A 13,174-nucleotide genomic window follows, 5' to 3' on the forward strand; every position below is an offset into this window, starting at 1 on the left:
GGCCAACACGCTGAACGGCGGCGCCGGCATCGACACCCTGATCGGCGGCCTGGGCAATGACACCTATGTCGTCGACAACACCGCCGACGTGATCAGCGAAACCAGCACCCTGACCACCGAGATTGACAGCGTGCAATCGTCGGCGACCTTTACCCTTGGCGCCAACCTGGAGAATCTGACGCTAACCGGTGCCGCCGTTATCAACGGCACTGGCAACACGCTGGCCAATACCCTGACCGGCAACAGCGCGGCCAACGTCCTGAGTGGTGGCACCGGCATCGACACCCTGATCGGCGGCCTGGGCAACGACACCTATGTCGTCGACAACGCCGCCGACGTGATCAGCGAAACCAGCACCCTGAGCACCGAGATCGATAGCGTATCGTCCTCGGTGAACTGGACCCTCGGCGCCAACCTGGAGAAGCTGACGCTGACCGGTGCCACCGTTATCAACGGCACCGGCAACACGCTGGCCAATACCCTGACCGGCAACAGCGCGGCCAACGTCCTGGATGGTGGCGTCGGCATCGACACCCTGATCGGCGGCCTGGGCAATGACACCTATGTCGTCGACAACGCCGCCGACGTGATCAGCGAAACCAGCGCCGTGAGCACCGAGATCGATAGCGTGCAATCGTCGGTTAGCTGGACCCTCGGCGGCAACCTGGAGAACCTGACGCTAACTGGCACTACAGCCATCGATGGCACCGGTAACGGCCTTAACAACACGATTATCGGCAACTCGGCCGCTAACGTGCTGACGGGCGGCGGCGGCCTCGACAAGCTCACCGGCGGCAGCGGCGCCGACCGCTTCGACTTCAACGCATTCAGCGAGATGGGCGTGAGTACCCTGCGCGATGTCATCAACGACTTCAAAACTGTTGAGGCGGACAAGATCGACCTGTCGACCCTGGATGCCAACCTGGTAACCACCGGGGACCAGGCCTTCACCTTCATTGGCTCGACGGCATTCAACGCGACCGACGCCACCGGCCAGGTGCGCTTTGCCAATGGCATCTTGTACGGCAGCAATGATGCTGACGCGACGGCCGAGTTTGAAATCCAACTGATAGGCGTGACGACACTAGGCACGACCGATCTGATTGCTTAACTAAGGCCTTCTAAAGCGCCCTTATCCCGCCCCATGCAGGATAAGGGCAATCTTAGGCCGTTAAGGCAAATCAGGACTTGTAGTAGAAAAAGAAAAAGGGAGGTCAGCTGACCTCCCTTTTTCTTTTTCTACTTTCCCGGCAAAGCTCTTGCCGCTTTTCTCGCCGGCCTGGTTGGGCCATGCGGACCCGGGGGCCGCTGCGATCCGGTGGGATCGGCGGCTTCGACACGCCTGATTGGGCGGGCCGGGTGGACGCAAGGTCCGGGCCGTGAAACTGAGGTAAAGCTTAGGCCTATTGGTGCAGCAGCGGATTGCTAAAACTGCTCAAAAAGCACTTACTTGCGCAATCTTTAACTATCAAAGCACTATATGCCGCATATCGATAACAGCAGAGTGGCCGCCATGAACAAACTTGATCGTTACGACCTCAATATCTTGGCTGAACTGCAACGCGACGCGCGCATCTCCAACCAGGAGCTGGCCGAACGCATCGGCCTCTCGCCCTCGCCCTGTTCGCGGCGGGTCAAGCAACTGGAGGACGACGGCTATATCCTCCGCCAGGTGGCGCTGCTGGATCGCAAGAAGCTCGGCCTGACGCTCACCGCCTACGTGCATATCGGCATGGATCGGCACACGCCGGAGCGTTTCGAGCATTTCGAGTCGGTGATCAACCAATGCCCGGAAGTGCTCGAATGCAGCCTGGTGACCGGCATGGATGCGGATTACCAGCTCAAGGTGGTGGTGCCGGATATGGATCACTACCAGAAATTCCTGCTCGGCCAGCTGACCCGCATCGAGGGGGTGTCCAGCGTGCGCTCGAGCTTTGTGCTCAACCAGGTGATCTCCAGCACCCAACTGCCGCTGCAGCACTTGCGCAGCTAACCAACCAGAGGCCCTGTGACGTAAGCGCGCAGGCCGACGAAGTCCCGGCGACGGCAGGGCGGCATCGCGTATAATTGCCGCCGTTTTGCAGCACCCCCGCGTGGCCCCGCCATAAGAGCTAACGCTCACACAACAACAGCCAGGCTGCTCTATATAAGAGAGGCCTGCTCGCCCGCCCCGCCGTTGCCAGCCCGAAGCTGGCGTTGTCTATGCGTATTGCTGGAGGTCGCGATGGAACCGGAAATGGTTGAAGAGTGGATGATGATCATCCTGGTCGGCGGCCTGGTGGCCTTTATGGCGTTTATCGTCTGGGATCTGGCAAAGAAGTCCAAAGCCGGCCGCTACGGCACCATGGTGTTGTTTCTCGCCCTGGGCCTCGGGGTGCTCGGCTTTGTGATCAAGACCTTTGTCATCGCCGGCATGGAAGGCATGTAGGCTGCGGCCGCATCCGCACTTATCGTAGGCTGGGTAGAGTCCATAGGACGAAACCCAGCACCCGATTAGCTGAATTTCGCTACGCGCTACCCAGCCTACCTCGGCCGCCTCAATCCAGCCACGCCGGTACCGCCTTCCACTCACCCAAGCCCAGGCCATCCAGGCTCCAGGGGCCGATACGCACCCGCACCAGGCGCAAAGTTGGCAGGCCGACTGCCGCCGTCATACGCCGCACCTGGCGGTTGCGCCCCTCACGGATCACCAGTTCCAGCCAGGCGGTCGGCACGCTTTTGCGAAAGCGCACCGGCGGGTTACGCGCCCGCAGTTGCGGCTCAGCCAACTGCCGGGCTTCGGCCGGCAGGGTCGGGCCATCGTTCAGCTCGACTCCGTCACGCAGGCGCTGTAGCTGCTCCGCCGTCGGCTCGCCCTCCACCTGTACCCAGTAAGTCTTGGCCAGCTTGTGCTTGGGGTCGGCGATCCGCGCCTGCAATTGGCCGTCATTGGTCAGCAGCAACAGACCCTCGCTGTCGCGGTCCAGGCGCCCGGCCGGGTAGATGCCGGGCAGCGGGATGAAATCCTTCAGGGTTGCGCGGCCTTCGCCGTCACTGAACTGGGTCAGCACGTCGAAGGGTTTGTTGAACAGGATCAACTGCGGCTCCGCCGGCGGCGCTTTGGCCACCCGGCGTGGGGCGGCGGGCTTGCCCTGGGGTTTCGCGGCAGGATGACGAGGGGCGGAACGCGGTGGACGGGCCATGATTACAAAAGGTGTCGGGGCACAGGCAAAAGTGAGCGGCCATGCTAGGTTGAGCAGCATCCTCACGGCAAGAGTAAAGCCGCCATGCCCCGTACCTTGCGACCGACTTGGTTGCTCAACCTGCTGACGCTGCTCGGCTGCAACGGCACAGCCCATCGAGGCCCGGCGTCCGACCATTTCGACGGTGCACGCTTTCACAACCTCGAACCCACGCCGCATAAAAGCTTTGCCAGCTTTATGAAGTGGCAACTCAACAGCCCGCGGACCAAGTGGATCGAGCAACCCGGACCCGCCGTGCCGCCCGCGGTGCAGGAACGGGTAACCGGCGCGGAGTTGCACGTCACCTATATCAACCACGCCACCTTGCTGATCCAGCAGCACGGGCTGAACATCCTCACCGACCCGGTCTGGTCCAAGCGGGTCAGCCCGTTCAGCTTTATCGGTCCGAAGCGCCACCACCCGCCGGGGCTGAGCCTGGATCAGTTGCCGCCGATCGACCTGATTCTGGTCAGCCACAACCATTACGACCACCTGGATCTGCATAGCCTGCGCCAGTTGGCCAAACGCTTCCCCGGCGCCAAAGTGGTGAGCGGCCTGGGCAATGGCGGGCTGATCCGCCAAACCGGTTTCACCGAGGTGGTCGAAGTGGATTGGTGGCAGTCGCTACCCCTGAACCCCGAGCTGACGCTGCATGCGGTGCCGGTGCAGCACTGGTCGGCGCGCACGCGCGCCGATACGAACCAGACGCTGTGGCTGGGCTTCGTCCTGCAATCGGCGCAGGGGCCGCTGTTATTCCCCGGTGATAGCGGTCTCGGCCCGGAATTCCAGCTGATTCGTCAGCGCTTCGGCCCGTTGCGTTTCGCCGCGCTGCCGATTGGAGCCTACGCGCCGCGCTGGTTTATGCGCGACCATCACATGAACCCGGATGACGCGGTGCAGGCTCACCGGCAGTTGGCCGCGCAGAACAGCATGGCCATCCACTTCGGCACCTTCCACTTGACCGACGAGGGCCAGTTCGCCCCGCCAGCCGAACTGGCCAAGGCGCTCGCGCAGTGGCAAGTAGCGCCGAGCGACTTCCGCGTGCCGACGCCCGGCGAGCAATGGCGGGTGCCGCCGTTGTAGGCGCGGGCCATGCCCGCGAATGCGCAAGCGGCGAAACCCGCCGAAGCATCGCGGCCATGGCCCGCTCCTACAGGGGCCAATTAGCGGAACGGTGGCTCGTCGAAGCTGCGCAGCTTGCGCGAATGCAGTGAGTTGAGCTGGTTACGCAGCAGCTCCAGGGCGGCGATGCCGATATGCAAATGTTGGGTCACCGCCCGCTCATAGAACGCCCCGGCCGCGCCGGGCAGTTTGATTTCGCTGTGCAGCGGCTTGTCCGACACGCACAGCAAGGTCCCGTAGGGCACCCGCAAGCGATAGCCCTGGGCGGCGATGGTGCCGCTCTCCATGTCCACCGCCACCGCCCGCGCCAGGTTGATCAACGGCCGCTCCTGGGCCCAGCGCAGCTCCCAGTTACGGTCGTCGTAGGTCAGCACGGTGCCGGTGCGCAGGCGCCGTTTCAGCGCCTCGCCACGCTCGCCGGTGATGGTCGCCGCGGCTTCCTGCAAGGCCATCTGCACCTCGGCCAGGGCCGGAATCGGGATGTTCGGCGGCACCACCCGATCGAGGATGCCGTCGCGGCGCATATAGGCGTGGGCCAACACATAGTCGCCGATGGTCTGCGATTGGCGCAGGCCGCCGCAGTGGCCGATCATCAGCCAGCAGTGCGGGCGCAGCACGGCCAAATGGTCGGTGATGTTCTTCGCGTTGGACGGGCCGACGCCGATATTGACCAGGGTCACGCCATGCCCGTCGGTGGCGATCAGGTGGTAGGCCGGCATCTGATAGCGGTGCCAGACCACGCCATCGATGATCGCCTGCGCCTCATCGTTATCCATGCCACGCTCGATGAGCACATTGCCGGGCAGCACCATGCGCACGAAGCGTGGGTCTTCATTCAGCAGAGTCAGGCCGTGGCGAATGAACTGGTCGACGTAACGGTGGTAGTTGGTCAGCAAAATCCACGGCTGCACATGCCGCCAGTCGCTGCCGGTGTAATGCACCAGCCGGCGCAGGGAGAAGTCCACCCGCGCCGCATCGAACAGCGCCAGCGGCAAGGGGTCGATGCTTTCCCAGTCGTAGAGACCGTCGGCGATGCCATCCGAGGCCGCCGACAGATCGGTGCTGGGGAACACCCGCGCCAACTCCGCCGCCGTCACTCCGGAGCCGGCGAGCTCATCGCCCTGCTCCACCACATAGGGATAGGGGATGTTCTGCTGGCTCACGCCGACCTCGACCTGCACGGTGAAATCGCTCATCAGCGGGCGCAATTGCTCCAGCAGATAGTTACGAAACGCCCCCGGATGGGTGACGGTGACGCTATAGGTGCCCGGCACCTGCACCTTGGCGTAGGCGCGCACGGTAGTCGGCACCTCGCCCTGGCACAGGTAGGTCAGGCGCAGTTCCGGGTAACGGAACAGGCTGTGCTGGCTGGCGTCGGGTTTGATGCGATCTTTCAGGTAATTCTTGAGGGCTTGGCTCAGCCCGCTGGTGGCCCGCTCGTGCAGGGCGGCGAGCCGGTCTACCGCCTCTTCGGCGGTATGGGCGACAACAAAGGCTTCGGTGTTGCTGGTCACGGTGGGCATTCCTGTCTGATCACGCAGATTTCTATCTTGCCTGCATCGTCGGCAAAGGCATACCCGCATGCCTGACCTATGTAGGAGCGCGCACCGCGAGCGATTGGGCCTCGATTGATCGCGAGCAGAGCTCGCTCCTATAAAAGCTCGACCGGCTTTTGCAGAACCTTACGCAAATCCTCCGGCAACGGCTGCGCAGTCAGCGGCCCGACCCGGCGGGTGCCCGGATTGCCCAGGGGATAGAGGCCCAATAGCGAGCCCAGACTGCCGGGCAGACGCAGCAGCTGGGCGGCGACTTCCGCCCAGTCGCGCTGGCGCCAGGCCCAGCCGAGTAGCCAGAGATGGCTGGCGAGGTGCTCGCTAAAGCCGGGCTGGCCGAGGATATGGGCGCGCTCCAGATGACGCAGCTCGCGGCCGGCATCGCCCCGCGCGCGCCACAACTGGGCGAGCAGGCGCTCGTGATGAAAGGCTTGTTGACGGGTCATAAGGACACCTCCTGAAAGTCGCAGGCGCCATGCTGCAAGCCTGGGGCGGCCCCGAGGTCAAGCGCCCTCTCCCCAACCGCTCGCAGGGCGGACATGCCGCCGCTCGGCTTATCCGCCGACAGGGCCCCAGGCGGACAAGGCTTTGCCCTGTCCACCCTGCGGGTCTAGACCAAGTGCGGGGTCGCCCGCGCCACCAGCGCCGCGACCTCCACGCCGCGCGGCAGGGTGCCGTAGACCCGCCCGCCAGAGCCCAGGCGGCTGGCGATAAAGGCATCGGACACCACGGCATTACCGGCCTCCAGCAGTAGCTTGGCCTGCAAGGCGACAGCCACGTCCTCGGTCAACTGGCGCGCGCGGTATTGGATATCGTCGGTGTCGCGGAAGGCCGCGTGCAACTGGTCGATATGCGCCTGCAAACGGGCATCGCCATGCCCGTCGCCCAACTCGACAAACAAGGCGTCGAGCACGCCGGGCTCTTTCGACAGGACGCGCAGCACGTCCAGGCACTGCACGTTGCCCGAACCTTCCCAGGTGGAGTTGACCGGCGCCTCACGGTACAACCGTGGCAGGATGCTGTCCTCGACATAGCCGGCGCCGCCCAGGCACTCCGCCGCCTCGTTGATCATCGCCGGGGCGCGTTTGCAGATCCAATACTTGCCGACCGCGGTGACCAGGCGGGCGAACTTGTCTTCTTGATCAAGGTGGGCATGGTCCAGGGCCCGGCCCATGCGCATCGTCAGGGCCAGCGCCGCCTCGCTTTCCAGGGCCAGATCGGCCAGCACGTTCTGCATCAGCGGCAGCTCATTGAGAACCCGACCGCCGACCTTGCGATAGGCGCAGTGGTGCGCGGCCTGGGTCAGCGCCTGGCGCATCAGGGCGCTGGAGCCGACCATGCAGTCGAAGCGGGTCAGCGCCACCATCTCGATGATGGTCGGCACTCCGCGCCCTTCCTCGCCGATCATCCAGGCCAGCGCGCCGCGATATTCGACCTCGCTGGAGGCATTCGACCAGTTGCCCAGCTTGTTCTTCAGGCGCTGGATATAGAACTCGTTGCGCGTGCCGTCCGGCCGATGCCGTGGCAGCAGGAAGCAGCTCAGGCCCTTGTCGGTCTGCGCCAGGGTCAGGAAGGCATCGCACATCGGCGCCGAACAGAACCACTTGTGCCCGACCAGCTCATAGGCCTGGCCTGGCCCGGGCATGCCGAGCGGATGGGCGTGCGTGGTGTTGGCGCGCACATCGGTGCCGCCCTGCTTCTCGGTCATCGCCATGCCGATGGTGGCGCCGCTCTTCTGCTCGATCGGCAGGTTGCGCGGGTCGTACTGGGTCGAAAGGATCTTCGGCAGCCACTGCTCGGCGATCTCCGGCTGCAACTTGAGCGCCGGTACGCTGGCGTAGGTCATGGTCAGCGGGCAGCCGCTGCCGGCCTCGGCCTGGCTATGCAGGTAGCTCAGGCCGGCGCGGGCCACCTGGGCGCCGGCACGGGGATCGGTCCAGGGCAGCGACGGCAGACCGTGCTCGATGGCGGTACGCATCAGCTCGTGGTAAGCCGGGTGGAACTCCACCAGGTCGATGCGATGGCCGTAGCGATCGTGGCTCTTGAACACCGGCTTGTTCTCGTTGGCGAGAAAACCGGCGGCCATCAGCGGCCCGCCGGCCAAGGCGCCATAGGTGTCCAGGCGCTGCTCGGCCCAGCCGCCCTGGTAGCGGCGTACCCACTCCTGCAGCGGCAGGTCGACACGGTAGAGATTGGCACCCTCCAGCGACGGCACCTGGTTGAACACTTCATGGGTTTCGGCGAACTGATGCAGGCTCATGGCAAAGATTCCTCGGCGCCCACGGCGCGCAGACAGAAGGTGACTAAGGCCTGGCTAACCGCCGCCAGTTCCAACATGGGTCGGCCGGCCTCACGCGCCGCACGGGCCGGCGGCGAGAGCGGACCCACCAGCGCTTCGGCAATGGCGCCGACCAGGCAGGCGGCGCTCAGGGCGAGGGGTTGTACGCGGAACGCGCCCACCCGCACGCCCTCCTCCAGCAGCTCGACGAACAGTTCGGCATAGGCCTCGCGGTACAGCAAGCGCTGCTCGTCCACCTCGGGGTCGACCGGCTCGGCGATCAGGGCGAAGGCCAAGCGCCGGCTGTGCCAGGCGCGCGCGGCGAACTGCCGGAGGCCCTCGGCCAAGCGCTGGTCTGGCGCACCGGGGCCGCGTAGCACCGCAGCCAGAGTGTCGACCTCATGCTGGCTGGCGCGGGCGAAGACTTCCGCCGCCAACTCGCCCTTGCCACGAAAGTGCCGGTACAGACTGCCGGTCGCAATGCCGACATCCTCGGCCAGCGCCTGCATGGTCAGGGCGGCGAACCCACCCTCGGCCACCCGTTTCAGGGCGCAGTCGAGAATGCGTTCGCGCAGTTCCAGGTCACGGTCGAGACGGGCGGTAGTCAGGCGATAGGCCATGGTCTGAATTCAGATTCATTGATGAATTCAGTGAATCACGATTCAGAGCTTGGCTAAAGTGGGATATCGGTCAAAACAGCCGCGAAAAGTCCGCAGACGAAGAGGCTCGCCAGCCAAGCTCAGACTAGAGGTCTGTACGACCAACTCATTAACTCATCCGAGCGCAGAGTCCGTTCGCTGGGTTTCGCCTCGCTCTACCCAGCCTACGCCTACGGCGGGCTAGGCGCGGCCTGGCAGAGCAGCCAGTCATGCAGCAGCGCTTGCAACGCCTCGAACTTCACCGGCTTGGCCAGGTAATCGCTCATCCCGGCCGCCAGACAACGTTCGCGGTCGCCACTATGGCTATGCGCGGTAATCGCCAACACCGGCAGCTCCCTGCAGCCCGGCAACCCGCGCAGCGCGCGGCAGGTGGCGAAACCGTCCATCACCGGCATCTGGCAATCCAGCAGCACCGCATCCACCGGTTCGCGGCGCAGCAGTTCGAGGGCCTCGGCGCCATTGTCCGCGCAGCGCACCCGGTAGCCGAGCTTCAGCAGCATGCCGCGCATCACCAACTGGTTGATGCCGTTGTCCTCGACCACCAAGACCGTGCACTGCTCGGGATGGCGCAGCGCTTGGCCCATGGCCCGGCGCGGCAACACCGGCTGCGGGCCGGGCGCCGCCAGGAACAGCGGCACTCGCAACTGGAAGCAACTGCCCTGGCCCAACTGCGACTGGTGGCTCAAGCTGCCGCCGAGCAGCCCGACCAACTGCCGGCAGATCGCCAAGCCGACGCCCAGGCCGCCGTACTCGCGAGTCATCGAGCCATCCAATTGATGGAAGCGCTGATACAGCGCGCCATCCACCGGGGTGCTGAAACCGATGCCGCTGTCGATCACCGCGACGCTCAGCGTCAGGCCATCCTTGGCCACCTCGGCGCAGTCGACGCGCAAGGTGATGGCCCCGCGGGGGGTGAATTTGATCGCGTTATCCAACAGGTAGCCGAGGCTCTGGGTCAGCTTGCCGGCGTCGCCTTCCAGGGTGTCGGGCAGGCTATCGTCCAACTCCAGGGTAAAACGCAGGCCCTGGTCCTCGGCACGCGGGGCGAATTGCGCACGCAGGCCGTCGAACAGCCCGCGCAGGCTGAACGGCTCACGGCAGGGGTAGAGTTTGCCGGCTTGCAGCTCGGTGAGGGCGAGGATGTCGTTGACCATTCGCATCATGTCGCGCGACGAGGTCGTGGCGGTCTTCTGGTATTGCTCCAACTCGACATCCATCGGCACCGTCTGCATCAATTCCAGCGAACCGATCACGCCGTTCATCGGCGTGCGCAGCTCGTGGGTGACGGTGGCGAGAAACTCATCCTTCAGGCGGTTGCTGTCGGCCAACTCCAGGTTCAGCGCCTCCAACTTACGCCCAGACTCATAGAGAATCCGCGCGCGCTCTTCCTTCATCGAGTTGATGCGGTCGGCCAGGGCCAGCGACAACAGCCCCACCTCAAGCGCGGAGCCAATCTGGCTGACGTACATGGTGAGAAAGACGTTGGGCAGATAGCCCAGCACCATCAAGCTGTTGACTATGCCGCCGAGCAGAAAGGTGCTCCAGGCGATGATGAAATAACGCGCCACCCGCATGCCACGCCGCCAGGCCAGCAAGCCGGCGGTGAACACCACCACGGTAAACAGCAGCGCCACAGAGGTCGCCAGACGCAGGGAAAAGCCATAACTGGCGGTGAGCGCCAGCAGCATCACCAGTGCCCCCAGCGCCATCATCCCGAGCAGACTGCGATCGACCCACGGACTGTGCTCCGCAGTATGCAGAAAGCTGCGGGCGAACTGACAGCCGAACAAGGCCGCCGAACCGATCAGGAAGGGTGTGGAGACATTCGCCCACCAGGGACTATTCGGCCAGAAATACTCGATACCGGCACCGTTGACCGATACCTGGTAAAGCCCAAAGGAGGCGATGTAGAAGATGTAATAGAGGTAACTGGTGTCGCGCACGCTCAGGTAGATGAACAGGTTGTAAATCAGCATCACCAGCAGCACGCCGTAGATGATGCCCAGCACATAGATGCGCGCCGGCTGCTCTTCCAGGTAGGCCGTCGGCGACCAGAGCTTCAGCGGCGCCTGGAGCGAACCCTGGCTCTGCAGACGCAGGTAGACGCGCTGCGGCTGATTCGGCTGCAGGCTGAGCTCGAACAGGTAGTTGTTCTGCTTGATCTGCCGGCTGGCAAACGGCAGCGCATCGCCGGTGCGCTGGGCCAGCTGGAAGCCGCCCCGGCCATCCGCCTGATAGAGTTCCAGATGATCGAGCGGCGGGTAGGCCAGCTCCAGCAGCCACGGCTGCTGACCGACCAAGGTTTGCGGGCGATAGGCCAGATCCAGGCGCAGCCAGAACACCGAACGCGAATAACCGGCGTTGAGTACCGGCCTATCGTGCCGACGGAAGCTGGCCTGCAGGGCTGGCGAGGTGATGTCCTCGATGCTGGCGTCGCCGCGCACATCCTCGAACAGGTCCATTTCCTGGCCCAGCACTAGGCTGCGGGTGTGCTCGTCGAACTCGACTGCGCCAGCCACCGCCGAGCACAGACAGAGGAGTAAAAAAAAGCCGTAGCGCATGCTGCCCCGCAAAGGCTTTGTCGGGCCGCGCCGGGGAGTTCCACCGCCCCTGAATGACGCCGCCGCGCAGAGCCTGGCTATTCGAATGGGGCTCACTCTAGCACAGCCGCCCGTCGGAAAAAGCCGCTCGCCATCAGGCACTTAGGCCCGCCCTCCGGCGCCTGCACGGCTACTGGCACTGTGCCTGGCCAGACGCACGGTTATGCGCCGAACACTGCCGTGTCGAACGCAGCACGGAGGGCGTCTCAGCCGGCATCGGCTCATCGACGAAGCGGCCAATCCGGGCGCAAAAAAGGTGATTAGTGATAAGCTCGCGCACCATGACTATCTATAGCTCCCGTCCCGTTGTTCTCTGCCTCTCCGGCCATGACCCCAGTGGTGGCGCCGGCCTGCAGGCCGATATCGAAGCCCTGCTCGCTCAGGGTTGCCACGCCGCGCCGGCGGTCACCGCGCTGACTGTGCAAGACACGGTCAACGTCCGCGACTTTCGCGTGCTCGACCGCGCCTGGGTGCTCGCCCAAGCCCAGGCGGTGATTGCCGACCTGCCGGTGGCGGCGGTCAAGCTGGGCATGCTTGGCTCCATCGAGATGGTCGAGACCGTACTGGAGATCATGCAAGCACTGCCTGGCGTACCGCTGGTCTGCGATCCGGTGCTGCGGGCCGGCGGCGGCGGCGCACTGGGTAAGGATGAAGTCGGCTACGCCATGCGCGAGCGCCTGCTGCCCCTGGCGACCATCGCCACGCCGAACCTGCCGGAAGCGCGGATCCTCGCCGAGCTGCCAAACGGCACGGCGGATCAGTGCGCGGAAAAACTCCTGCCCTACTGCCAGCACCTGTTGATCACCGGCGGCCATGGCGACGAGCAGCAAGTGCATAACCGCCTGTACTCGCGGGACGGCAGCCGCCACACCTTCACCTGCCAGCGCCTGCCCGGCAGCTATCACGGCTCCGGTTGCACCCTGGCCAGCACCCTGGCCGGCCGCTTGGCGCTGGGGGAAAACCTGGCCAGCGCCGTGCAGTCGGCACTGGCCTACACCTGGCGCACCCTGCGCGATGCCGAGCAACTCGGCCACGGCCAGTTCGTCCCACGCCGCCTGCCGTTGGATTTCTGTTCATGAGCCCGCAACCGACGAAGCTGCGCGGCCTGTACGCCATCACCGACAGCCAACTGCTGGCCGGTGGCAAGCTGCTGCCCTATGTCGAAGCCGCGCTGGACGGCGGCGCGCGCCTGTTGCAATACCGCGACAAGTCCACCGACCAAGCGCGCCGCTTGCGTGAGGCCGAGGCGTTGCGCAGCCTCTGTGAGCGTTACGGCGCCAGCCTGCTGATCAATGACGACGCCGAGCTGGCCGCGCGTCTGGGCGTCGGCGTCCACCTCGGCCAGGGCGACGGCTCACTCGCCGCAGGCCGCGCCCTGCTCGGTCGCCAAGCGATCATCGGCGCCACCTGCCACGCCCAGTTGGAGCTGGCCGAACAAGCCGTCCGCGAAGGTGCCAGCTATGTGGCCTTCGGCCGCTTCTTCAACTCCAACACCAAACCCGGCGCCCCCGCCGCCACCCTCGAGCTGCTGCAGCAGGCCCGTGCCCGCTTGAGCCTGCCGATCGTCGCCATCGGTGGCGTCACCCTGGAAACCGCACCGCAGCTGATAGCCCACGGCGCCAGCATGCTGGCAGTGATCCACGCGCTGTTCAGCGCCGAGAACGCCCAGGACGTCGCACGCCGCGCCCGCGCCTTCAGCGATCTGTTCGCAACTACCTGATAGCCAGTTACGGTGGCTTAC

Annotated in this window: 11 protein-coding genes and 1 pseudogene; 6 read left to right on the forward strand and 6 right to left on the reverse strand. The window is 64.8% G+C overall.

Annotated features, from left to right (window positions below):
* From FFS12_RS16735 to FFS12_RS16745, 3 genes and pseudogenes are all read left to right on the forward strand, one after another.
* A pseudogene (locus tag FFS12_RS16735) lies at positions 1–1,111 on the forward strand (calcium-binding protein); the annotation flags it as partial.
* Positions 1,112–1,480: 369 nt separating this feature from the next.
* Positions 1,481–1,993: an Lrp/AsnC family transcriptional regulator gene (locus FFS12_RS16740; protein ID WP_171011907.1), complete on the forward strand. Its 513-nt coding sequence runs from the start codon at positions 1,481–1,483 to the stop codon at positions 1,991–1,993.
* A gap of 231 nt (positions 1,994–2,224) precedes the next feature.
* Positions 2,225–2,428 carry a DUF2788 domain-containing protein gene (locus FFS12_RS16745; RefSeq protein ID WP_137888466.1) on the forward strand — a complete coding sequence of 68 codons (204 nt, stop codon included), beginning with the start codon at positions 2,225–2,227 and terminating at the stop codon, positions 2,426–2,428.
* A gap of 109 nt (positions 2,429–2,537) precedes the next feature.
* Here FFS12_RS16745 and FFS12_RS16750 read toward each other — a convergent pair whose 3' ends face one another.
* Positions 2,538–3,107, reverse strand: a complete 570-nt coding sequence (locus FFS12_RS16750) for a pseudouridine synthase (RefSeq protein ID WP_171011908.1) — start codon at positions 3,105–3,107, stop codon at positions 2,538–2,540.
* A gap of 159 nt (positions 3,108–3,266) precedes the next feature.
* Between FFS12_RS16750 and FFS12_RS16755 the strand changes: the two genes are divergently transcribed.
* Positions 3,267–4,304 (forward strand): MBL fold metallo-hydrolase, encoded by a 1,038-nt coding sequence (locus tag FFS12_RS16755; protein ID WP_137888470.1) that lies wholly within the window; start codon positions 3,267–3,269, stop codon positions 4,302–4,304.
* 80 nt (positions 4,305–4,384) lie between these two features.
* Here FFS12_RS16755 and amn read toward each other — a convergent pair whose 3' ends face one another.
* The 5 genes from amn to FFS12_RS16780 form a co-directional block, all read right to left on the reverse strand.
* The gene (gene amn / locus FFS12_RS16760; protein WP_372239476.1) at positions 4,385–5,857 is read right to left on the reverse strand and encodes an AMP nucleosidase; all 1,473 of its coding nucleotides are present in this window, start codon (positions 5,855–5,857) and stop codon (positions 4,385–4,387) included.
* 137 nt (positions 5,858–5,994) lie between these two features.
* Positions 5,995–6,342, reverse strand: coding sequence for a DUF3703 domain-containing protein (locus FFS12_RS16765; protein WP_137888475.1), 348 nt, complete (start codon positions 6,340–6,342; stop codon positions 5,995–5,997).
* 164 nt (positions 6,343–6,506) lie between these two features.
* Positions 6,507–8,156 (reverse strand): acyl-CoA dehydrogenase family protein, encoded by a 1,650-nt coding sequence (locus tag FFS12_RS16770; protein WP_137888477.1) that lies wholly within the window; start codon positions 8,154–8,156, stop codon positions 6,507–6,509.
* A complete protein-coding gene (locus tag FFS12_RS16775; RefSeq protein WP_137888479.1) occupies positions 8,153–8,794 on the reverse strand; it encodes a TetR/AcrR family transcriptional regulator in 642 nt (213 codons plus the stop codon). The genes FFS12_RS16770 and FFS12_RS16775 overlap by 4 nt, the downstream gene beginning before the upstream one ends.
* Positions 8,795–9,003: 209 nt before the next feature.
* Positions 9,004–11,394, reverse strand: coding sequence for a hybrid sensor histidine kinase/response regulator (locus FFS12_RS16780; protein WP_137888481.1), 2,391 nt, complete (start codon positions 11,392–11,394; stop codon positions 9,004–9,006).
* A 320-nt stretch (positions 11,395–11,714) separates the two neighbouring features.
* Between FFS12_RS16780 and FFS12_RS16785 the strand changes: the two genes are divergently transcribed.
* Positions 11,715–12,512, forward strand: coding sequence for a hydroxymethylpyrimidine/phosphomethylpyrimidine kinase (locus FFS12_RS16785; RefSeq protein ID WP_137888483.1), 798 nt, complete (start codon positions 11,715–11,717; stop codon positions 12,510–12,512).
* Positions 12,509–13,153, forward strand: a complete 645-nt coding sequence (gene thiE, locus FFS12_RS16790) for a thiamine phosphate synthase (protein WP_137888485.1) — start codon at positions 12,509–12,511, stop codon at positions 13,151–13,153. Before FFS12_RS16785 ends, thiE begins: the two co-directional genes overlap by 4 nt.
* Positions 13,154–13,174: the final 21 nt, after the last annotated feature.

It is taken from the genome of Pseudomonas sp. 2FE, assembly GCF_005503735.1.
GTDB lineage: Bacteria > Pseudomonadota > Gammaproteobacteria > Pseudomonadales > Pseudomonadaceae > Aquipseudomonas.

What these genes read in the sequence shown, in the direction of transcription:
- FFS12_RS16740 (WP_171011907.1), top strand. Translation starts at nt 1,481, where the DNA reads ATGCCGCATATCGATAACAGCAGAGTGGCCGCCATGAACAAACTTGAT.
- FFS12_RS16745 (WP_137888466.1), top strand. Translation starts at nt 2,225, where the DNA reads ATGGAACCGGAAATGGTTGAAGAGTGGATGATGATCATCCTGGTCGGC.
- FFS12_RS16755 (WP_137888470.1), top strand. Translation starts at nt 3,267, where the DNA reads ATGCCCCGTACCTTGCGACCGACTTGGTTGCTCAACCTGCTGACGCTG.
- FFS12_RS16765 (WP_137888475.1), bottom strand. Translation starts at nt 6,342, where the DNA reads ATGACCCGTCAACAAGCCTTTCATCACGAGCGCCTGCTCGCCCAGTTG.
- FFS12_RS16770 (WP_137888477.1), bottom strand. Translation starts at nt 8,156, where the DNA reads ATGAGCCTGCATCAGTTCGCCGAAACCCATGAAGTGTTCAACCAGGTG.
- FFS12_RS16775 (WP_137888479.1), bottom strand. Translation starts at nt 8,794, where the DNA reads ATGGCCTATCGCCTGACTACCGCCCGTCTCGACCGTGACCTGGAACTG.
- FFS12_RS16780 (WP_137888481.1), bottom strand. Translation starts at nt 11,394, where the DNA reads ATGCGCTACGGCTTTTTTTTACTCCTCTGTCTGTGCTCGGCGGTGGCT.
- FFS12_RS16785 (WP_137888483.1), top strand. Translation starts at nt 11,715, where the DNA reads ATGACTATCTATAGCTCCCGTCCCGTTGTTCTCTGCCTCTCCGGCCAT.
- thiE (WP_137888485.1), top strand. Translation starts at nt 12,509, where the DNA reads ATGAGCCCGCAACCGACGAAGCTGCGCGGCCTGTACGCCATCACCGAC.